Annotated in this window: 18 protein-coding genes; 5 read left to right on the forward strand and 13 right to left on the reverse strand. The window is 71.9% G+C overall.

The genetic code is table 11. From position 1 onward, the window contains the following. A partial coding sequence (gene radA, locus ABT336_RS21970) for a DNA repair protein RadA (RefSeq protein WP_350898552.1) occupies positions 1 to 1,226 on the forward strand: 1,226 nt, incomplete at its 5' end. Between the two features lie 73 nt (positions 1,227 to 1,299). Then, entirely contained in the window at positions 1,300 to 2,481 is a 1,182-nt protein-coding gene (gene disA / locus ABT336_RS21975; RefSeq protein WP_350898554.1) for a DNA integrity scanning diadenylate cyclase DisA, read from the forward strand. 66 nt (positions 2,482 to 2,547) lie between these two features. Here the strand turns inward: disA and ABT336_RS27590 are convergent, their stop codons facing one another. The 3 genes from ABT336_RS27590 to ABT336_RS21990 form a co-directional block, all read right to left on the reverse strand. Continuing rightward, positions 2,548 to 2,970: a hypothetical protein gene (locus tag ABT336_RS27590; protein ID WP_502891232.1), complete on the reverse strand. Its 423-nt coding sequence runs from the start codon at positions 2,968 to 2,970 to the stop codon at positions 2,548 to 2,550. 531 nt (positions 2,971 to 3,501) lie between these two features. After that, positions 3,502 to 4,050 carry a peptide deformylase gene (locus ABT336_RS21985; protein ID WP_350898558.1) on the reverse strand — a complete coding sequence of 183 codons (549 nt, stop codon included), beginning with the start codon at positions 4,048 to 4,050 and terminating at the stop codon, positions 3,502 to 3,504. Beyond that, positions 4,047 to 4,559 carry a glycine cleavage system transcriptional repressor gene (locus ABT336_RS21990; RefSeq protein ID WP_350898560.1) on the reverse strand — a complete coding sequence of 171 codons (513 nt, stop codon included), beginning with the start codon at positions 4,557 to 4,559 and terminating at the stop codon, positions 4,047 to 4,049. The genes ABT336_RS21985 and ABT336_RS21990 overlap by 4 nt, the downstream gene beginning before the upstream one ends. Positions 4,560 to 4,680: 121 nt before the next feature. Between ABT336_RS21990 and ABT336_RS21995 the strand changes: the two genes are divergently transcribed. Then, on the forward strand, positions 4,681 to 5,586 hold the full coding sequence (locus ABT336_RS21995; protein WP_350898562.1) for an iron-sulfur binding domain-containing protein: 906 nt from the start codon (positions 4,681 to 4,683) through the stop codon (positions 5,584 to 5,586). A gap of 221 nt (positions 5,587 to 5,807) precedes the next feature. Here the strand turns inward: ABT336_RS21995 and ABT336_RS22000 are convergent, their stop codons facing one another. From ABT336_RS22000 to ABT336_RS22045, 10 genes are all read right to left on the reverse strand, one after another. Then, positions 5,808 to 8,339 carry an ATP-dependent Clp protease ATP-binding subunit gene (locus tag ABT336_RS22000; protein ID WP_350898564.1) on the reverse strand — a complete coding sequence of 844 codons (2,532 nt, stop codon included), beginning with the start codon at positions 8,337 to 8,339 and terminating at the stop codon, positions 5,808 to 5,810. 602 nt (positions 8,340 to 8,941) lie between these two features. Then, positions 8,942 to 9,286, reverse strand: coding sequence for a histone-like nucleoid-structuring protein Lsr2 (locus tag ABT336_RS22005; protein WP_350898566.1), 345 nt, complete (start codon positions 9,284 to 9,286; stop codon positions 8,942 to 8,944). Positions 9,287 to 9,394: 108 nt separating this feature from the next. Beyond that, positions 9,395 to 10,903, reverse strand: coding sequence for a lysine--tRNA ligase (gene lysS, locus ABT336_RS22010; RefSeq protein ID WP_350898568.1), 1,509 nt, complete (start codon positions 10,901 to 10,903; stop codon positions 9,395 to 9,397). 82 nt (positions 10,904 to 10,985) lie between these two features. Continuing rightward, positions 10,986 to 11,744, reverse strand: coding sequence for a type III pantothenate kinase (locus tag ABT336_RS22015; protein ID WP_350898570.1), 759 nt, complete (start codon positions 11,742 to 11,744; stop codon positions 10,986 to 10,988). 29 nt (positions 11,745 to 11,773) lie between these two features. Next, complete coding sequence (gene nadC, locus ABT336_RS22020; RefSeq protein ID WP_502891233.1) at positions 11,774 to 12,664, reverse strand: carboxylating nicotinate-nucleotide diphosphorylase; 891 nt, start codon at positions 12,662 to 12,664, stop codon at positions 11,774 to 11,776. An 82-nt stretch (positions 12,665 to 12,746) separates the two neighbouring features. Next, positions 12,747 to 14,441 (reverse strand): L-aspartate oxidase, encoded by a 1,695-nt coding sequence (locus ABT336_RS22025; RefSeq protein ID WP_350898574.1) that lies wholly within the window; start codon positions 14,439 to 14,441, stop codon positions 12,747 to 12,749. Between the two features lie 124 nt (positions 14,442 to 14,565). Next, a complete protein-coding gene (locus ABT336_RS22030; protein ID WP_350898576.1) occupies positions 14,566 to 15,462 on the reverse strand; it encodes a septum formation family protein in 897 nt (298 codons plus the stop codon). A 112-nt stretch (positions 15,463 to 15,574) separates the two neighbouring features. Continuing rightward, positions 15,575 to 16,000, reverse strand: coding sequence for an aspartate 1-decarboxylase (panD, locus tag ABT336_RS22035; protein ID WP_350898578.1), 426 nt, complete (start codon positions 15,998 to 16,000; stop codon positions 15,575 to 15,577). A 33-nt stretch (positions 16,001 to 16,033) separates the two neighbouring features. Next, on the reverse strand, positions 16,034 to 16,882 hold the full coding sequence (gene panC / locus ABT336_RS22040; RefSeq protein ID WP_350898579.1) for a pantoate--beta-alanine ligase: 849 nt from the start codon (positions 16,880 to 16,882) through the stop codon (positions 16,034 to 16,036). Positions 16,883 to 17,019: 137 nt separating this feature from the next. Further along, positions 17,020 to 17,976, reverse strand: coding sequence for a Rossmann-like and DUF2520 domain-containing protein (locus ABT336_RS22045; RefSeq protein ID WP_350898581.1), 957 nt, complete (start codon positions 17,974 to 17,976; stop codon positions 17,020 to 17,022). Between the two features lie 154 nt (positions 17,977 to 18,130). Here ABT336_RS22045 and ABT336_RS22050 point away from each other — a divergent pair, with 154 nt between their 5' ends. Next, on the forward strand, positions 18,131 to 19,171 hold the full coding sequence (locus ABT336_RS22050; protein WP_350898585.1) for an SAM-dependent methyltransferase: 1,041 nt from the start codon (positions 18,131 to 18,133) through the stop codon (positions 19,169 to 19,171). Then, positions 19,168 to 20,337, forward strand: coding sequence for an NADH-quinone oxidoreductase subunit D (locus ABT336_RS22055; protein WP_350898583.1), 1,170 nt, complete (start codon positions 19,168 to 19,170; stop codon positions 20,335 to 20,337). Before ABT336_RS22050 ends, ABT336_RS22055 begins: the two co-directional genes overlap by 4 nt. Positions 20,338 to 20,517: the final 180 nt, after the last annotated feature.

Below are 20,517 nucleotides of genomic sequence, written 5' to 3' on the forward strand. Positions count from 1 at the left end.
GCGTCGAACCGGCGACGCGGCGGGCGGCCGCCCCGGCCCGCGCCCGGCCGACCGGTGTCAGCGAGCTGGACCGGGTGCTCGGTGGCGGCCTGGTCCCCGGCGCGGTGGTCCTGTTGGCGGGCGAGCCCGGCGTCGGCAAGTCGACCCTGCTGCTGGACGTGGCCCAACAGTGGGCGGCCGGGGCGGGCAGCCCGTCCCTGGTGGTCAGCGGCGAGGAGTCGGTCAGCCAGGTACGCCTGCGGGCCGAGCGGATGGGTGCCCTGCACGAGCAGCTCTACCTGGCCGCCGAGAGCGACCTGAGCGCCGTCCTCGGCCACCTGGACGCGGTCGAGCCGGGGCTGCTGGTGCTCGACTCCGTACAGACCATCTCCACCACCGGCACCGAGGGGGTGCCGGGTGGGGTGACCCAGGTGCGGGCGGTCACCGCCGCGCTGGTCGCTGTGGCCAAGGAGCGCGGAATCGCCACGGTGCTCGTCGGCCACGTGACCAAGGACGGTCAGGTGGCCGGTCCCCGGGTGCTGGAACACCTGGTCGACGTCGTGCTGCACTTCGAGGGGGACAAGCACTCCTCGCTGCGGATGGTGCGCGGGGTGAAGAACCGGTTCGGCGCCGCCGACGAGGTGGGCTGCTTCGAGATGCACGAGGGGGGGATCAGCAGTCTGGCCGACCCGTCCGGGCTGTTCCTGACCCGCTACTCCGAGCCGGTGCCGGGGACCTGCGTGACGGTGGCGATGGAGGGCCGCCGGGCCCTGGTCACCGAGGTCCAGGCGCTGATCGGGGCGACGGTGGCCGGTTCACCCCGCCGGACCGTCTCCGGGCTCGACGGGGCCCGGCTGGCGATGGTGCTGGCGGTGCTGCAACGGCGTACCGAGCGGTTGACACTGCACGACCGGGAGGTCTTCGCCGCCACGGTGGGCGGCATCCGGGTGGTGGAACCGGCCGCCGACCTGGCTGTCGCCCTCGCCGTCGCGTCCGGAGGGCTCAACCTGGCCGTCGACCCGCACCTGGTGGCGATCGGCGAGGTCGGTCTGACCGGTGAGGTACGCCGGGTCGGGGCGGTGCCCCGTCGGCTGGCCGAGGCGGCCCGACTCGGATTCCGGTTCGCCATCGTGCCGCCCGGGTGCGGACCCGACTCGGCCGGAGCGGGCCCGGCGAACATGCGCGTGGTCGAGGCCGCCGATCTCCGGTCCGCGTTGCAGGCCGCCGCCCGGGCGTCCGCAGGGTGATCTCCGCCGGTCAGGGGACACATCACAGTAACCGCGACAGCACCGAACGCAGGGCAGTCCGTAGACTGTGCCCGTGCCGATCGACCGCGATGCCACCAAGCCTGCCGGCGCGACAACCCACGTCCGCACGGGTGCCGTGGGGACGCCCGCCCGCCCGATCAGCGTCAGCGTGACCGGGGCGGCCGGCGGTGCCGGCGATCCGCTGCGGGCCAACCTCGCCCTGATGGCTCCCGGCACCGCGCTCCGGGACGGGCTGGAACGCATCCTGCGCGGCCGGACCGGTGCGCTGATCGTGCTCGGTTACGACAAGGTGGTGGAGGGAATCTGCACCGGCGGCTTCCCGCTGGACGTGGAGTTCTCCGCCACCCGGGTCCGGGAGCTGTGCAAGATGGACGGTGCTGTGGTGCTCTCCAGCGACGGCACCCGGATCGTGCGGGCCGCCGTGCACCTGATGCCCGACCCGTCCATCCCGACCGAGGAGTCCGGCACCCGGCACCGTACCGCCGAGCGGGTCGCCCGGCAGGCCGGCTACCCGGTCATCTCGGTGAGCCAGTCGATGCGGATCATCAGCCTCTACGTCAACGGTCAACGGCACGTGCTCGACGACTCGGCGGCGATCCTGTCCCGGGCGAACCAGGCCCTGGCCACCCTGGAACGGTACAAACTCCGTCTCGACGAGGTCTCCGGGACCCTCTCCGCCCTGGAGATCGAGGACCTGGTCACCGTCCGGGACGCGGTCGCCGTGGTGCAGCGGCTGGAGATGGTCCGCCGGATCGCCGACGAGATCGCCGGGTACGTCGTCGAGCTGGGCACCGACGGCCGGTTGCTCGCGCTCCAGCTGGACGAGCTGATGGCGGGTGTGGACGCCGACCGCACCCTCGTCATCCGGGACTACCTGCCAACCGGCCGCCGGTCGCGGACGCTGGACGAGGCTCTGGTCGAGCTGGACCTGCTCGGTGCGACCGAGCTGATCGACCTGGTCGCGGTGGCGAAGGCGATCGGCTACCCGTCCGCCTCGGACGCCCTGGACGCCGCCGTCAGCCCGCGTGGTTTCCGGCTGCTGGCGAAGGTGCCACGGCTGCCGGTGGCGATCGTCGACCGGCTGGTCCTGCACTTCGGCAGCCTGCAACGGCTGCTCGGGGCGACGGTCGAGGACCTCCAGGCCGTCGAGGGGGTCGGTGACGCCCGGGCCCGAGGGGTCCGCGAGGGGCTGTCCCGGCTGGCCGAGGCCTCGATCCTGGAGCGGTACGTCTGACCGGGGCGGGAGTCTCCGCCCCGGGGTCCGACGGGGTCAGCTGACGACCTGTCGAGGCCGATTGGGTCAGCTGACGACTGTCAGCTTCACCGGCTCACTGAGCTTCGTGGAGAGCCTGCCGAAGAGCTGGTACGTGCCGGCTGCCGCGAACTCTCCGGCGGCCACGCCCTCCCCGCAGCGGCTGGCCTCCCGGCCGTTCCACGCCACCTGGTAGGAGCGTTCGAAGCCGGGGGTGAAGGACTGGACGTCGACCCCCTTGGCGGTCCCGCAGGTGTCGGAGGACCAGATCTTCTCGGCACCGGACTTGAGGTACAGCTCCTGGGCGTCGGCACCGACGTCCCGGGTGCAGGTCCGACCCGAGACGTTCTTGATCTTGATCTGGAGGTTGACCACAGTGCCCCGCTGGGGCCGCTCCGGGGCCGCCACCGGCGTCACCTGGATCTCCTGGTCGGTGCAGGCGTCCGCGCCTCCGGGTGCCAACGCAGGCACCCCCGAGCCTCCCGGCGCGGCGCCCGGTCCACCCGAACCCGAGTCACCGGAGCCGCCCGGGTCTCCCCCGCCCCCCGGATTCCCGGCGCCGGGTTCACCCGCACCACCCGGAGCCCCGGCACCGTCGTCCGGGCCACCGGAGCCACCGTCGTCCTGCCCGCCACCGGGTCCGCCCGGCGCCCCGCCGTCCGGACCGTCGGAGGGCGAGCCGGTCTGCGGAGTCGTCACCGACTCCCCCGGGGCAGGGGCGGACGGAGACGCACCACCGTCCGGGCCGGCCGTGTTCTCCGACCGGCTACAGGAATACAGCAGGACAACCAGGAGCAGGATGATCGCGCCGAGCACGACGGCGCGACGCCGCCAGTAAACGGCGGATGGCAGGGGACCGACCGTCAGACGCATGATGTCCCCACCGTAACGGCGCGCTGCATCCGCGTCCGACACGACGCGCCGGACCGGCCGACCCTCACCGCGTCGACCTTCCACTCACGACCGTGCCGGGCGGTGCGTCACCAGGTCGGGCCGAACCCGTCACAGGTAGACCTTGCGCTGGTGGACGGCGTGTGCGCCGGCGACCCGGTCCAGGAAGAGCTTCCCCGCGCAGTGGTCGATCTCGTGTTGCAACGCACGGGCCTCGAACGCGTCGGTGGTCAGCCGGACCGTCCGGCCGGTCCCCGGCAGTTCACCCTCCACCACGAGGCGGCTGGCCCGCTTGACGTCACCGGTCAGGTCGGGCACCGACATGCAGCCCTCCCTGGCGGCCTTCCACCGGGTGGCCTCGACGACCCGGGCGTTGCACAGGACGAAGACACCGTGCAGGGTGACGGCCTTGGCGTGACCGGTCACGTCCACAGCGAAGACCTGCGCGGAGACCCCGATCTGCGGGGCCGCCAGCCCGACGCAGCCCGGGGAGACCCGCATCGTGGCGATCAGGTCCGCAGCGAGGCGTACCGTCTCCGGGGCGGTCGGGTCGACCTCGGTACCGGCCCGACTCAGCACCGCCTCGGGAGCGGTCACCACCGGGCGTACCTCACCCGGCACCCCCAGCGTCTCCGGTGTCCAGTCGCCGAGCCCGCTCACAGCAGATCCGTGTCGACCGGTCGGAGGGTGGCCTCGACACCCAACTCGGCGGCGGTCCGGCCCAGTTCCCCGGCCACCTCGTCGGCGGCACCCGGCGGGAGGTCCACCTCGGCCACCACCACGTAGAGGGACCCGGACAGCCGGGTGCTCAGATCGGTGACGTTGCCGCCGACGTCGGCGAGCACCCTGGTCGTCGCGGCCACGATGCCCATCCGGTCGGCACCGTGCACCGTCAACACGTACGGCTCACCGGTCGGTGCCACCTCACCGTCCCCGACGACAGCGCGGACGGTGGCCAGCAGGTGTCCGTCGGCGGCGAGTGGACCCAGCGCGGCCTCGGCCTCGGCGGCGGTCGGACCGACGCAGATGAGGGTCATCGCGAACTGTCCGCGCAGGCGGGTCATGGTGGAGTCGGTGAGGTTCGCACCGAGGCGGGCGAGCACCTCGGCGACGTCGGCCACGATGCCGGGCCGGTCCCGGCCGATGACGGTGATCGCGAGCTGGTTCATCCGGGCATTCTCCCCGAACCGCCCGGCGACCCGGCGACTACCCCCGCCCGACCAGCACACGTGCCGGAGAGGAACCGGTCCCGTCGCCCTCGGCGGAGCGCGTGACATCATCACTGACGCGATGTCTGAGCAAACGTTCGCCACCCTGGTCAGTCGGTGGTACGAAGAGCACGCCCGGGACCTGCCGTGGCGCCGTCCCGAGGTCACCCCCTGGGCCATCCTGGTCAGCGAGGTCATGCTCCAGCAGACCCCGGTCGTACGGGTGGTGCCCGCCTGGCAGGAGTGGCTGGCCCGGTGGCCGACCCCGGCCGCGCTCGCCGCCGACACCCCCGCCGAGGCGATCCGGATGTGGGGGCGGCTCGGCTACCCCCGCCGGGCGATCCGGTTACGGGACTGCGCCGTGGCGATCGTCGAACGGCACGGTGGCGAGGTCCCGCAACGGCTGGACCAGCTGCTGGCCCTGCCGGGGGTGGGGACCTACACGGCGCGGGCTGTCGCCGCCTTCGCCTTCGGGCAGCGACACCCGGTGGTGGACACCAACGTCCGACGGGTGGTCTGCCGGGCGATCGCCGGGGAGCCGGACGCCGGTCCCGCCACCCGTCCCGCCGACCTGGTCGCCACCGAGGAACTCCTCCCGGTCGCGCCGGCCGACGCCGCCCTGGCCAGCGCCGCGATCATGGAGTTGGGGGCGGTGCTCTGCGTGGCCCGGTCACCCCGTTGCGACAGGTGTCCGGTGGCGTCGACCTGCGCCTGGTTGGCCGCCGGCCGCCCGGCCCCGACCGGGCCGACCCGCCGCCCCCAGCAGTACGCCGGCACCGACCGGCAGGTACGCGGACTCCTGCTCGGCGTACTGCGGGAGACCGTCGGCCCGGTACCCCGCCAACGTCTGGACCAGGTCTGGGCGGACGACGTCCAGCGGGCTCGGGCGCTCGCCGGGCTGGTCACCGACGGTCTGGTCGAACCGGTCGACGAGTCCTCGTTCCGGTTGGCCGGCGACGGCGGCCCGCCCGCTCCCACTGTCGTCTGATCCCGCCGTCCGACACCCGTCGTCGGATGTCCACCACCCGGACACCCGCTCTCCGACACCACTGCCGAACATTCTGTCGGCTGTCCGCTGCCGGACGTCCGCTTGCCGGCTGTCCGCTGCCGGACGTCCGCTCTCCGGAGCGTGAGACGGGACCGGCCCGGCGGTGGAGTACCGCCGGGCCGATCCCGTCGTCCGTGCCTGCGCTCAGGCGTGCGTACTGGTCACTCGTCAGCACCTGCGGCGGCGGTGCCACCCAGGTCGGCGGGGACGGCGTCCGGCACCTCGACCGGCTTCTCCGCACCCTTGAAGACGAGCTTGGACTTGTCGATGTCCTCCGGGTCGCCCTCGCAGTCCACCACGACGATCTGACCCGGGGTCAGCTCGTTGAACAGGATCCGCTCGGAGAGGTTGTCCTCGATGTCGCGCTGGATCGTGCGACGCAGGGGACGGGCCCCGAGGACCGGGTCGAAGCCCTTCTTCGCCAGGTACTTCTTGGCGTTGTCGGTCAGCTCCAGACCCATGTCCTTGTTCCGGAGCTGGCCCTCGATCCGCTGGATCATGATGTCCACGATCGAGAGGATCTCGTTCTGGCGGAGCTGGTGGAAGACGATGGTGTCGTCGATCCGGTTGAGGAACTCCGGCCGGAAGTGCTGCTTGAGCTCGTCGTTGACCTTCTGCTTCATCCGGTCGTAGTTGGAGTCGGAGTCCTCCGACGCCTGGAAACCAAGCGAGACGGCCTTGGCCACGTCCCGGGTGCCCAGGTTGGTGGTCAGGATGATGACCGTGTTCTTGAAGTCCACGATCCGACCCTGACCGTCGGTGAGCCGCCCGTCCTCCAGGATCTGCAGGAGGGTGTTGAACACGTCCGGGTGGGCCTTCTCGATCTCGTCGAAGAGGACCACCGAGAACGGCCGACGCCGCACCTTCTCGGTGAGCTGACCACCCTCGTCGTAGCCGACGTATCCGGGCGGGGCACCGACCAGCCGGGAGACCGTGTACCGGTCGTGGAACTCGGACATGTCCAGCTGGATCAGGGCGTCCTCGCTGCCGAACAGGAACTCGGCGAGGGCCTTGGACAGCTCGGTCTTACCGACACCGGACGGACCGGCGAAGATGAACGACCCGGACGGACGCTTCGGGTCCTTCAGGCCGGCCCGGGTACGCCGGATCGCCTTCGAGACCGCCTTGACCGCGTCCTCCTGACCGATGACGCGCTTGTGCAGCTCGTCCTCCATGCGCAGGAGACGGGAGGTCTCCTCCTCGGTCAGCTTGTAGACCGGGATACCGGTCCAGTTGCCGAGGACCTCGGCGATCTGCTCGTCGTCGACCTCGCTGACGACGTCCAGGTCACCGGCCTTCCACTCCTTCTCCCGCTGGGCCTTCTGGCCGAGCAACTGCTTCTCCTTGTCCCGCAGCTGCGCGGCCCGCTCGAAGTCCTGCGCGTCGATCGCGGACTCCTTGTCCCGACGGACCTGGGCGATCCGCTCGTCGAAGTCCCGCAGGTCCGGCGGCGCGGTCATCCGACGGATCCGCATTCGGGCCCCGGCCTCGTCGATCAGGTCGATCGCCTTGTCCGGCAGGAACCGGTCGGAGATGTACCGGTCGGCCAGCGTCGCCGCCGCCACCAGCGCGGCGTCGGTGATGCTCACCCGGTGGTGCGCCTCGTACCGATCCCGCAGACCCTTCAAGATCTCGATGGTGTGCGCCAGCGACGGCTCGCCCACCTGGATGGGCTGGAACCGGCGCTCCAGCGCGGCGTCCTTCTCCAGGTGCTTGCGGTACTCGTCGAGGGTGGTCGCGCCGATGGTCTGGAGCTCGCCCCGAGCCAGCATCGGCTTGAGGATGCTCGCCGCGTCGATCGCCCCCTCGGCGGCACCCGCACCCACCAGGGTGTGGATTTCGTCGATGAACAGGATGATGTCACCCCGGGTACGGATCTCCTTGAGGACCTTCTTCAGACGCTCCTCGAAGTCACCCCGGTAACGAGACCCGGCGACCAGGGCACCGAGGTCGAGGGTGTAGAGCTGCTTGTCCTTGAGGGTCTCGGGGACCTCACCCTTGATGATCTTCTGGGAGAGCCCCTCCACCACGGCGGTCTTGCCGACGCCGGGCTCACCGATCAGGACCGGGTTGTTCTTGGTACGGCGGGAGAGCACCTGCATGACCCGCTCGATTTCCTTCTCGCGCCCGATCACCGGGTCGAGCTTGCCCTCCCGGGCGGCCTGGGTCAGGTTCCGGCCGAACTGGTCCAGCACCAGGCTGGTCGAGGGAGCGGCCTCCCCCGGGGCGGCGCCGGCGGCGGCCGGCTCCTTGCCCTGGTAGCCGGAGAGCAGCTGGATCACCTGCTGGCGGACCCGGTTCAGGTCGGCACCGAGCTTCACCAGCACCTGGGCGGCCACACCCTCGCCCTCGCGGATCAGGCCGAGCAGGATGTGCTCCGTACCGATGTAGTTGTGGCCGAGCTGCAGCGCCTCACGCAGCGACAGCTCCAGCACCTTCTTCGCCCGCGGCGTGAACGGGATGTGCCCGCTCGGCGCCTGCTGGCCCTGGCCGATGATCTCCTCGACCTGCTGGCGGACGCCCTCCAGGGAGATGCCCAGGCTCTCCAGAGCCTTGGCCGCGACGCCCTCACCCTCGTGGATCAGACCCAGCAGGATGTGCTCCGTACCGATGTAGTTGTGGTTGAGCATCCGGGCCTCTTCTTGGGCCAGGACGACAACCCGTCGCGCTCGGTCGGTGAACCGCTCGAACATGCCCTCGTGCTCCTCACGTGCCGTGCGCCTTGATGGTCAGATCTCGGCGGGGCCGGTGCGCGGACGTCCGGACGGGCGTCCTTGCCTCATTACTCTATCGCCGCGGACCGACTCCGCTGAGGTCGTGTGCCACCGCCAGCGCCCAGGTACGCGTCGTTTCATCCAACCGTCCACGCTCAGACGGTGTTCCGGGGACTCCCCCGCTACGCGGAGAGCGAAATTCCGTCCGCCCGCAGAGCGGGACCGATCCGGGCCGAGGGCGTTGTCCACAGGCTGTGGACAGACTCTCCACCGGCTGTGGACAACGTCGGTCCGGCCCTGGTTCTTCCCGTCCGCCCCGGCCGGAGGCGACCCCGCCCGGATATCGGACCGACGAGACCGGATATCGGACCGACGAAACCGGAGATCGGACCGACGAAACCGGAGATCGGACCGACGAGACCGGAGCGGGCCGGCCAGGCCGACGCCCGGCCGGGGGGTGGGTGGGACCTACGAGACCGACGCCGGCCCGGAGAGGTCTCCGGTCCGGCGTCGGTCTCGCCCGCCACGTCCGAGCGACACTCGGCGTGGAGAGGTCGGCGCTGGGCGTCGTGCCGCCCGCGTCAGCGCTTCGCGTGGTACTCGTCGACGATCTCCTGCGGGATACGCCCCCGGTCGGAGATGTCCTTGCCCGCCTTCTTGGCCCAGTCCCGGATCGCCCGGTTCTGCTCGCGGTCGGCGGTCGCCCCGCCCCGACCACGGGCAGCCCGACCCCCGACCACCACGCCGCCCCGGCCCACCTTCGTGCCGGCGGCAACGTACCGGGCGAATGCGTCACGCAATTGTTCGGCATTGGATTTCGACAGGTCGATCTCGTACTGAACGCCATCCAGGGCGAACTTGACGGTCTCTTCGGCGTCCCCGCCGTCCAGGTCATCGACCAGCTTGTGAATGATCTGCTTGGCCACGTCGCAACAATCCTTTCCAGCAGGGTCTCCTGCAGGAAGCACAATAGCCCGTTCGATGCTTCCCCCGTCAATAGGACGGGCAGAAAAGTCGGCCGGGCCACCGTCGAACTACTCCGGCCGCACCAACGGGAAGAGGATCGTTTCCCGAATTCCGAGCCCGGTGAGCGCCATCAACAGCCGGTCGATTCCCATTCCCATACCCCCGGCCGGCGGCATTCCGTACTCCATGGCCCGGAGAAAGTCCTCGTCCAGCCGCATCGCCTCGTCGTCCCCACGGGCCGCCAGCTGGGCCTGCGCCATCAGCCGCTCGCGCTGCACGACCGGGTCGACGAGCTCGGAGTACGCAGTACCCAGCTCGAATCCGAGTACGTAAAGGTCCCATTTCTCGGCCAGTCCCGGCTCACTGCGGTGCGCCCGGGTCAGGGGGCTGGTCTCCTCCGGGTAGTCGCGGATGAAGGTCGGCTCCCGCAGGCCGGGCACGACCAGCTCCTCGAACAGCTCCTCGGCCAGCTTGCCCGCACTCCACTTCGGGTCCACGGCCAGGCCGACCTTGTCGGCGTACTCGACCAGGCGGGACCGCTCGGTCCGGACTGTGACCTCCTCGCCGAGCGCCTCGGAGAGCACCCCGAACAGGGTCACCGACCGCCACTGCCCGCCCAGGTCCAACTCCTGGCCGTCGGCGTGGGTCACCACCGTCGACCCGCCCACGGCGATCGCCGCCTGCTGCACCAGATTCTGCGTCAGCGCGGCCATGGTGTCGTAGTCGCCGTACGCCTGGTATGCCTCCAGCATGGCGAACTCCGGCGAGTGCGAAGAGTCGACGCCTTCATTACGGAAGTTACGGTTGATCTCGAACGCCCGGTCGACGCCACCCACCACGACGCGCTTGAGAAACAGTTCCGGGGCGATTCGGAGATACAGATCAGTACCCAACGCATTGCTGTGGGTCACGAATGGCCGGGCCGCCGCGCCGCCGTGCAGCAACTGCAGCATCGGGGTCTCCACCTCGATGTAGCCGTCTCCGTGCAGAGTGTCGCGGAGGCTCCGTACGGTGGTGGCCCGGGTACGGACCATCTGCCGCGCCTGCGGGCGGACGACCAGGTCGACGTAGCGCTGCCGGACCCGGGCCTCCTCGCTCAGCGGCTTGTGCGCCACCGGCAGCGGACGCAGCGCCTTCGCGGTGATCGCCCACTGCTCGACGAGCACCGACAGCTCACCCCGACGGCTGGTGATCACCTCGCCGGTGACGCCCACGTGGTCACCCAGGTCGACCAGTCGCTTCCAGTCCTCCAGCCGGTCGGCACCGACCCGGTCCAGGGAGAGCATCGCCTGCAACTCGGTGCCGTCGCCGTCCCGCAGGGTCGCGAAACAGAGCTTCCCGGTGTTCCGTACGAAGATCACCCGGCCGGTGACCGAAACCCGGTCCCCGGTGGCGGTGTCGGTCTCGAGCTCGGCGTAGTCCGCCCGGACCCGGGCCAGGGTGCTGGTCCGGGGATACCCGAGCGGGTAGGGCTCCACGCCCTCGGCGAGCATCCGGTCCCGCTTCTCCCGGCGGACCTTCATCTGCTCGGGAAGGTCGTCGGCGGGATCGACTGGCACGGGCTTCTGCTCGGTCACGGCACGCTTCCTCAGCTACGGATTCCAGGGGGTCAGCCCCCGAGCGTACTCAAGCACCGACGGGGCCTTCGCGCACACCGTTTCAGGTGTTGCGCTCGTAGACCATGCGCAGGCCGATCAGAGTGATCATCGGCTCGTGGTGGGTGATACTCCGACACTCCCCCATCACCAGGGAGGCCAGTCCGCCGGTGGCGATGACCGCCTGCACCCCGCCCAGCTCCTCGGCCATCCGCTCGACGATCCGGTCCACCTGACCGGCGAACCCGAAGTACAGCCCGGACTGCAGACACTCGACGGTGTTCTTGCCGATCACCGAACGGGGCCGGGTCGCCTCGACCTTGCGCAGCTGGGCGGCGCGGGCGGCGAGCGCGTCGAAGGAGATCTCGATGCCCGGGGCGAACGCACCGCCCAGGAACTCCCCCCGACCGCTCACCACGTCGAAGTTGGTGGTGGTGCCGAAGTCGACCACGATCGACGGCCCCCCGTAGAGGGTGTACGCGGCGAGGGTGTTCACCACCCGGTCCGCGCCCACCTCCTTCGGGTTGTCGATGGCCAGCTGCACCCCGGTGCGGACCCCCGGCTCGACGATGACGCTGGGCAGGTCGCCGTAGTAGCGCTCCAGCATGTTCCGCAGCGACCGCAGCGCTGCCGGAACCGTGGAGCACGCGGCGACCCCGGTGATCTCGACGGCGTCCCCCGCGAGCAGGCCCCGGAACATCAGGCCCAGTTCGTCGGCGGTGGACCGGGCGTCGGTCTTGATCCGCCAGGAGTGCACCAGCTTGTCACCGGCGAAGGTCGCCAGCACGGTGTTGGTGTTTCCGATGTCGATGCAGAGCAGCACGTTGCGAAGCCTAGACAACGCGCCGGCCGTCACCGCCGTCGCAGGTCCATCGCCACGTCCAGGATCGGCGACGAGTGGGTCAGCGCGCCGACCGACAGGTAGTCCACCCCGGTCGCCGCGTACTCGCCGGCCACCTCCAGGGTCAGACCGCCGGTGGCCTCCAACTCGGCCCGGTCACCCACTGCGGTCACCACCTCGGTCAGCACGGCCGGGGTCATGTTGTCGCAGAGCAGGAAGTCCGCCCCGGCCTCCACCGCCTCCACCGCCTCGGCCACCGTGGTCACCTCGACCTGCACCGGCACCAGCGGGAACGCCTCCCGGACCCGACGGTAGGCGGCGGCGACCCCACCGGCGGCCAGCTTGTGGTTGTCCTTGATCATCGCGACGTCGTACAGGCCCATCCGCTTGTTGGTGCCGCCACCGGCGCGGACCGCGTACTTCTCCAGCGTCCGCAGGCCGGGGGTGGTCTTGCGGGTGTCCAACACCATCGCCTTGGTGCCGACCAGCGCGTCGGCCCAGGCCCGGGTGTGGGTCGCCACCCCGGACATCCGGCAGAGCAGGTTGAGGGCGGTCCGCTCGGCGGTGAGCAACAACCGGGTCGGCCCGGTCACAGTGGCCAGGACGTCACCCCGGGCCACCCGCTCGCCGTCGGCGGCCAGCACCGACACCTCGACCGCCCCGGTCCCGTCCTCGGTCGCCCCGGCCGCCACCTCGGCCACCGTCTCGAAGACCGCAGCCGCCACGGCCAGCCCGGCCACCACCCCGCCCGCCCGGGCCACCAGGTCTGCGGTGTCGGTCTGGTCGGCACCGATCGTGGCGACGCTGGTGACGTCGAGCACCTCCGGGCCGAGATCCTCGATCAACGCGTCCTCGATCACCCGACGCACCCGGTCCGGGTCCAACCCGCCGGACCGCAACATCTGCTCCGTCGACTGCCTCACCGTGCCTCCGTCTCGGTTCGTCGCTGCGGCGCCCGCCACCGGTACCGTCCCCGCCCCGTGATCATGCGGACCCCTCCCACCGTTGCGTCAACCGCCCCTGCGGGTCGATCGCGCCGACCAGATGGCCGAGCCACCGGTCCCGGGCCGTCGGGAAGTCCTCCCGCCAGTGACACCCCCGGGTCTCCTGGCGCAGGTACGCGGCGGCGACCAGCGCCGAACCCACGGTGATCAGGTTCGTCGCCTCCCAGTCGGCGGTCCGGGGTCGGCCCCGTCCCGTCCCCAGGTCGGTCAGGGCGGCGGCGGTCCCGGTGAGGGTGTCGGCCGAGCGGAGCACCCCGGCGCCCCTGGTCATCGCCCTTTGCAGGGGTGCCGTCACCTCGGCCGGCACCACCCAACCGGCCCCGCCGGTCCAGGCCCCCGTCGGGGCCGGTTGCACCTGGTCGGGCAGTCCGGTGGCGATCTCCTCGGCAATCCGCCGAGAGAAGACCAACCCCTCCAGCAACGAGTTGCTGGCCAACCGGTTCGCCCCGTGGACACCGGTGCAGGCGACCTCTCCACAGGCGTACAGGCCGGGAATGGAGGTCCGGCCGCGCAGGTCGGTCCGGACCCCGCCGGAGGCGTAGTGGGCGGCCGGGGCGACCGGGATCAGGTCGGCGGCCGGGTCCACCCCGATCGCCAGGCAGGATGCGACGATGGTGGGGAACCGCTTGGCCAGGTAGTCGCCGCCCAGGCGACGGGCGTCGAGGTAGACGTGGTCGACGCCGTCGGCCAGCAGGACCTGGTGGATGCCCTTGGCGACAACGTCCCGGGGAGCCAGCTCGGCCAGTTCGTGCCGACCGAGCATGAACCGCCGGCCCCCGGCGTCGACCAGGTGGGCGCCCTCCCCCCGTAGCGCCTCGGAGACCAGCGGCTGCTGGGCCAGGGCGGCCCCGGCCACCCGGGCCTGCGGCGGGACGATCAACGCCGTCGGGTGGAACTGGACGAACTCCACGTCGGTCACGGCCGCCCCGGCGCGCATCGCAAGCGCCACCCCGTCCCCGGTCGACACCGCCGGGTTGGTGGTGGCGGCGAAGATCTGCCCCATCCCGCCGGTGGCCAGCACCACCGCCCGGGACAGGATGGCACCCACCCCGTCCTCGCTGCCCTCGCCGAGCACGTGCAGGGTGACCCCACACGCCGGGCCGAGACCGTCCGGACCGTCCCCCGGGGCCCGGAGCAGGTCCAGCACGAGGGCGTGCTCGAACAGGCGGATCCACGGATCGCGCCGGACCGCGGCGTGCAACGCCCGCTGCACCTCGGCGCCGGTGGCGTCCCCGCCCGCGTGCACGATCCGGTCGGCCCGGTGGCCCCCCTCCCGGGTGAGCATCAGCGAACCGTCCGGGTGGCGGTCGAACTCCGCGCCGATCCGCATCAACTCCCGCAGCCGGGTCGGCCCCTCCTCCACCAGGACCCCCACCGCCGCCGGGTCGCAGAGCCCCACCCCGGCGACCTCGGTGTCCGAGGCGTGCGCCGCCGGGGTGTCGTGGGGGTCCAGGACCGCTGCGATGCCGCCCTGCGCCCAGCGGGTCGACCCCTCGTCGATGTCGACCTTCGTCACCACTGTGACGTGCAGCCCCGCCTCGCGCAGATGCAGCGCGGCGGTGAGACCGGCGACCCCCGAACCGACCACGATCACGTCGGTGGTCTCCACCCACCCGGGAGCGGGCGCCGCCAGCAGTCCGGGGAGTCTCGGCAGGTCCAGGGGCGAGGAGTCCATGGGCACAGTCAACCCCGCCGAACCGGCGGCCGGGCAGCCGGGGCCGAGGTGAGTGTTCCCGGCAACGATGTCCGCCACAGGTGCCTCTGGCAGGTGTCACGTGCTTCGTCCCTGCGGTCGGGCGCTACCGGGTCCGGGGCGGAAGGCCCGCTGTCCCCACCCCCTTCAACGAACCGGACACCGATCGCTGACTCAGCCAGAGGTAGCAGCGGACGCCCCGGTCGCCGGCCCGCCACCGCCCCGCCGACGGCGGACGCACCACCACGTCGGTGCGCAACGGCAACAGACGATCCTCGGGTACGCCCGCATACCGCGCGAGGACCGACCGGCACCCGGTGTAGACGGGGGCCCAGTCCCGATCCCGGGTCGGGTACGGCGCCTCCGGTGCCCGGAACACCCCCGCGTACTCCGCGTTGTGCCGCTTGTCGCAGTTCACCGGGGTCAGCGCGGTGACCCGGCCGCCTCGGATCGTGCTCGCCTGCTGGCAGCCCAACCTCAGCGGGGACGGGCCACGGAGCGCACCCCGCAGGCTTGCGCTCCGGGTCACCGGAGCACCGGCTGCCTCCACAGTGGTCAACTCGGTGAGGTCACACCGGAACCACCGGGCCCCGCCTCCCCACCCGACCACCGAGGGCAACGCCACCCCGAGCCGGAGCCGGGCACCCCGCCACTCGTCACCCAGGTAGCCGGTGGCCCGGACGTCACACTCGGCGAAGGCCCCGCGCAGCTCGACCGAGCCCACCGTCGGCGGCTCCGGGCGGTCGGCCGTGAAGGTGCCCACGTGCACGGTCTCCAGGCGGTGCGGGACGGCACAGTCGACAGGCTGGTAGGTGGCCGGCCCGACCACCTCGGTGAAGTCCCCCGGGTGGCAGACCTCGGCCGCCGGGGTGAACGGGGTCGCGGCGGGCAGCGCCCCCCAGTCGTCGACCAGGTCGCCGTCGCCGCCGACGGTGGCGGCACACCCGGTCAGGACGACCGTCGCGACCACCGTCGCCAGTACAGCCCTCCTCGCACTGCGCACCGCGGCCTCCCCCAGCCACCAGCCCCCACGAGAGGGTCCAGGGTAACCGCAGATGTGCACCTGGTGACAGAGCGGATTCGCGGGCCGCTACCCGACATCGGACGAGCCCAGGTCAGACGGCCACAGCGTGTTCGGGGCGGACCGGATCGCCGACCAGCCCGGGCACCGCTGCCGACGGGTCGCCGCCCAACTCGATCACCCGGTTCTCCGCGTCGACGTGCACCACCCGGGGCTGGTACGAGCGCGCCTGCGCGTCGTCCATCTGCCCGTACGAGATCAGGATGACCAGGTCACCGGGGTGCACCAGGTGGGCGGCGGCACCGTTGATCCCGATCACGCCGGTGCCCCGCTCCCCCGGGATCACGTACGTCTCCAGCCGGGCACCGTTGGTGATGTCCACGATCGCCACCTGCTCGCCGGGCAGCAGGTCGGCGGCGTCGAGCAGGTCCTGGTCCACAGTCACCGAACCGACGTAGTGCAGGTCGGCCTGGGTCACGGTGGCACGGTGGATCTTCGACTTGAGCATGGTGCGAAACATCAGGGTGCCTTCCACGAGATCGTGTGACGAGGGTCAGGGACGCGGGTCGAGCCGGATCGCCGCGTTGTCGATCAGTCGGACGTCGCCCACCCAGGCCGCCACCAGCAGCCGGGCCGGGCCGACGACCGGCCCCGGCTCCAGGGCGGGATCGGTGAGGACCAGGTAGTCGAGCTTCGTCGCCGGATCACCGGCGGCGAAGGCCCGGTGGGCGGCGGCGAGGACCGCCCCGCCGTCGCGGCCCGCCTCGGCCGCCTCGGCACCGGCCCGCAGAGCGGCGGAGAGGCTCAGGGCTGCCATCCGCTGATCGGAGGTGAGGTACCGGTTCCGGCTGGACAGAGCCAGCCCGTCCGACTCCCTGACGGTGGGGACGCCGACGATCTCGACAGGTACGTCGAGGTCGGCGACCATCTGCCGGATCAGAGCCAACTGCTGGTAGTCCTTCTCCCCGAAGAACGCCAGGTCCGGCCGGGTGAGGTGGAGCAGCTTCAGCACCACTGTCAGCACACCGTGGAAGAAGCCCGGTCGGCTCAGCCCCTCCAGGTCGTCGCCGAGCGGGCCCGGTGACACCCGGACACCCGGCTCGCCTCCGGGATACATCTGCGCGGCCGACGGGGCGAAGACCAGGTCGGCCCCGGCCCGGCGGCAGATCTCCAGGTCCGTCTCGATGGTCCGCGGGTACCTGTCGAAGTCCTCACCCGGGCCGAACTGGAGCGGGTTGACGAAGATCGTCACCAGGACCCGGTCGGCCTGTTCCCGGGCCGCCCGGATCAGGGCCTCGTGCCCCTCGTGCAGGGCCCCCATGGTCATCACCACGCCGACCCGCCCGGTCAACCGACTCCGGGCCGCCGCCAACTCCGCCCGGGTGTGCGCAAGCTCGCTCATGCCGCCACCTCGCGCCGCTCGGCGTCGGCACGGACATCAGCGCCGACGATTCGCTCGCTCCGCTCGCTCACACCGTCACCTCGCTCCGCTCGGCACGGCGTGGGCGTCAGCGCCGACGATTCGCTCGCTCCGCTCGCTCATGCCGCCACCTCGTTCGCGGCCAGCACGTCGAGCAGGGACTCGGCGTCCCGGGGACGCAGCCGACCGGCCGCTATGGCCCGGTCCGCGGTGCGTCGGGCCAACGCCAGATACGCCGGTACGGAGTCCGGGGCGGTCGCCCCCAGCCGGTCCAGGTGCCGACGGACCGTACCCGCGTCGCCCCGGGAGACCGGACCGGTCAGCGCGGCGTCACCGAGGCGCAGCGCGTTGGTCAGGGCTGCCCCCAGCAGAGGGGCCAACACCTTCTCCGGGTGGGCCACCCCGGCGTTGCGGAGCCCGTCGGCGGCCTCGTTGACGAGGGTAACCAGATGGTTGGCCCCGTGGGCGAGCGCCGCGTGGTAGAGCGCCCGATCCGCCTCGTCGACCCACTCCGGCACACCACCGAGGTCGGCGACCAGCCTGACCGCCAAGGGCCGCAACCCCACGTCGGCGGTGACCCCGTACGAGATGCCGGGAAGGCGACCCAGGTCGTCGGGGGAGCCGGTGAACGTCATCGCCGGGTGCAGGGCGAGTGGCCGGGCACCGACGGCGGTGGCCGCTGCCAGCACGTCCAGGCCGTGTGCGCCGGAGGTGTGCGCGACCACCTGGCCCGGGTGCAGCGCCCCGGCGGCGGCGAGGTCGGCGACCACCCCGGCCAGCGCGTCGTCGGGTACCGCGACCAGCAACAGGTCGGCGGCGTCCCGGGCCACCGCGTACGGTGACCGGTGCGGGGTCTGCGGCAACAGCAGTGCGGCGCGGGCCCGGCTCGCCCCCGACGTCCCGGAGACGGCGGTCACCCGGTGCCCGGCGGCGGCCAGTGCGGCCCCCAGGACGGCACCGACCCGACCGGCCCCGACGACGCCGACGGTGAGCCGTGCGGTGGGGGAGGATGGGGAACCCGGGGACACGACGGCCCGCTGCGGGGCGGCCGTACGCGGACGCGACGGGGCGCTCATAGCGATGATCCAGTCCTCTCGAAGGGGTACCGGTCAACCGCCAGTATGCTCCGCCGTCACCGACCCCGACCAAGTACATGTGAAAACCTTCACCGCTGTCAGGAAGGGCCCCTTGTCATCGTCTTACGCCCCCGAAGGGGCCCCCACCCACCAGCTGTCCCCGAACGCGAACCGGCAGCCCGCGTACGACGAGAAGACCCCGACGCCGACGCGGTGGCGGGCGGCGACGACGCGGGCGCTCTACGCGCCCGGCGGGTTCTTCGTCACAGGTGGCGGGCCGGCCGACCACTTCCGGACCAGCGTCAACGCCTCCCCGATCGTCGCGACCGCCCTGGCGCGCCTGATCGACCGGGTCGACGCCGCGTTGGGCCGTCCCGAACGGCTGGACGTGGTCGACGTCGGCGCCGGGCGTGGCGAGTTGCTCGTCGCACTGCTCGGCCGACGCCCGCCACCTGCGGACCGGATCCGGTTCACCGCCGTGGAACTGGCCCCCCGACCCACCGGCCTGCCGCCCGAGATCGGCTGGGTGGACACGATCCCCGCCGGGATCACCGGGCTCCTCGTCGCCACCGAGTGGCTGGACAACGTCGCGCTGGACGTGGCCGGGTGGACCGACGACGGTTGGCGGTACCTGCTCGTCGATCCGGTGACCGGGGAGGAGACCCTCGGCGGGCCTGTCGACCCACCGGACGCCGAGTGGCTGGACGCGTGGTGGCCCCGTCGGGTGGTCGGCGAGCGGGCCGAGATCGGCCGCAGCCGCGACGAGGCCTGGGCCGACGCGGTACGCCGCCTCGACCGGGGGATGGCCCTGGCCGTCGACTACGGACACCTGGGCGAGGCCCGACCCGGCCAGGGCAGCCTCACCGGGTACCGCGACGGCCGGCAGGTACGCCCCGTGCCGGACGGGTCCTGCGACGTCACGGCGCACGTCGCTGTCGACTCCGTCGCGGCGGCCGGGGCGGCGGTCGCCGGGAAGCCGTACTCCCTGGTCACCCAGGGGGAGGCGCTGCGGTCGCTCGGGGTCGACGGTCGCCGTCCGCCCCTCGCCCTGGCCTCGACCGACCCCGCCGGGTACGTCCGCGCCCTCGCCGCCGCCGGGGCGGCTGCCGAACTGACCGACCCGTCCGGGCTCGGCGGCCACTGGTGGCTCCGGCAACCGGTCGGCGTCGACGGTGATCGGTTCGTGGCACGATGACGGACATGACCACGGACGCCGGTGACCTCCGCGAGCTGACAGTCGGCACCGGTGCGGGCGGAGAACAGCTCGGCGCCGACATGGTGCTCAACATCGGCCCCCAACACCCCTCCACCCACGGTGTGCTCCGGCTGAGGCTGGTGCTCGACGGCGAGCGGGTGCTCTCCGCGGAGCCGGTCGTCGGGTACATGCACCGGGGGGCCGAGAAGCTCTTCGAGGTCCGCGACTACCGGCAGATCATCGTGCTGGCCAACCGGCACGACTGGCTCTCCGCGTTCTCCAACGAGCTGGGTGTGGTGCTCGCCGTCGAACGGTTGATGGGCATGGAGGTGCCCGAGCGGGCCACCTGGCTGCGGATGCTCCTCGCCGAGCTGAACCGGGTGCTCAACCACCTGATGTTCCTCGGGTCGTACCCGCTGGAGATCGGGGCCATCACCCCGATGTTCTACGCGTTCCGGGAACGGGAGACCCTCCAGGCGGTGATGGAGGAGGTCTCCGGCGGCCGGATCCACTACATGTTCAACCGGGTGGGTGGGCTCAAGGAGGAGGTCCCCGCCGGGTGGACCGGCCGGGCCCGCGCCGCCATCGGCGAGGTCCGCCGCAGCCTGCCCGACCTGGACGACCTGATCCGACGCAACGACATCTTCCTGGCCCGTACGGTCGGGGTGGGGGTCCTCACCGCCGCCGAGGCGGCGGCGTTCGGGGCGTCCGGACCGGTGGCCCGCGCCAGCGGGCTCGACCTGGACCTGCGCCGGGACGAGCCGTACCTGGCCTACGACGAGCTGGAGGTCCCGGTGGTGACCCGGACCGCCGGGGACTGCCACGCCCGGTTCGAGGTCCTCCTCGACCAGGTGTACGCCTCGCTGGACCTCGCCGACCAGTGCCTGGACCGGGTGGACCGGCTCACCGGGCCGATCAACACCCGGCTGCCGAAGGTGGTGAAGGCACCAGAGGGGCACACCTACGCGTGGACCGAGAACCCGCTCGGGATCAACGGGTACTACCTGGTCTCACGCGGGGAGAAGACCCCCTGGCGGCTCAAGCTGCGCACCGCGTCGTACGCGAACGTCCAGGCCCTGGCCACCCTCCTGCCCGGCTGCCTGGTGCCGGACCTGATCGCCATCCTCGGGTCGATGTTCTTCGTGGTCGGCGACATCGACAAGTGACCACCCACATCGGGTCGGATCACCATCGGCCGGCCTCGTCCGGCCCGGGCGGGCCGTAGGTGTCGGCGGGACGCTGATGCCGGTTACGGCGGCCCGCGTCGGGCTCCCCGGCGGGCCGGCCCTCGGCCGACCTGTCGCCACCGGGTCCGGTCGGCCGCCACTCGTCGGGCACCGGCACCC

Source organism: Micromonospora sp. NPDC000207, from assembly GCF_040300925.1.
GTDB lineage: Bacteria > Actinomycetota > Actinomycetes > Mycobacteriales > Micromonosporaceae > Micromonospora.

Coding starts and splice junctions, on each gene's coding strand:
- ABT336_RS21990 (WP_350898560.1), bottom strand. CDS start 4,559: ATGAACCAGCTCGCGATCACCGTCATCGGCCGGGACCGGCCCGGCATC.
- ABT336_RS21995 (WP_350898562.1), top strand. CDS start 4,681: ATGTCTGAGCAAACGTTCGCCACCCTGGTCAGTCGGTGGTACGAAGAG.
- ABT336_RS22000 (WP_350898564.1), bottom strand. CDS start 8,339: ATGTTCGAGCGGTTCACCGACCGAGCGCGACGGGTTGTCGTCCTGGCC.
- nadC (WP_502891233.1), bottom strand. CDS start 12,664: ATGTTGCGGTCCGGCGGGTTGGACCCGGACCGGGTGCGTCGGGTGATC.
- ABT336_RS22025 (WP_350898574.1), bottom strand. CDS start 14,441: ATGGACTCCTCGCCCCTGGACCTGCCGAGACTCCCCGGACTGCTGGCG.
- panD (WP_350898578.1), bottom strand. CDS start 16,000: ATGTTTCGCACCATGCTCAAGTCGAAGATCCACCGTGCCACCGTGACC.
- panC (WP_350898579.1), bottom strand. CDS start 16,882: ATGAGCGAGCTTGCGCACACCCGGGCGGAGTTGGCGGCGGCCCGGAGT.
- ABT336_RS22045 (WP_350898581.1), bottom strand. CDS start 17,976: ATGAGCGCCCCGTCGCGTCCGCGTACGGCCGCCCCGCAGCGGGCCGTC.
- ABT336_RS22055 (WP_350898583.1), top strand. CDS start 19,168: ATGACGGACATGACCACGGACGCCGGTGACCTCCGCGAGCTGACAGTC.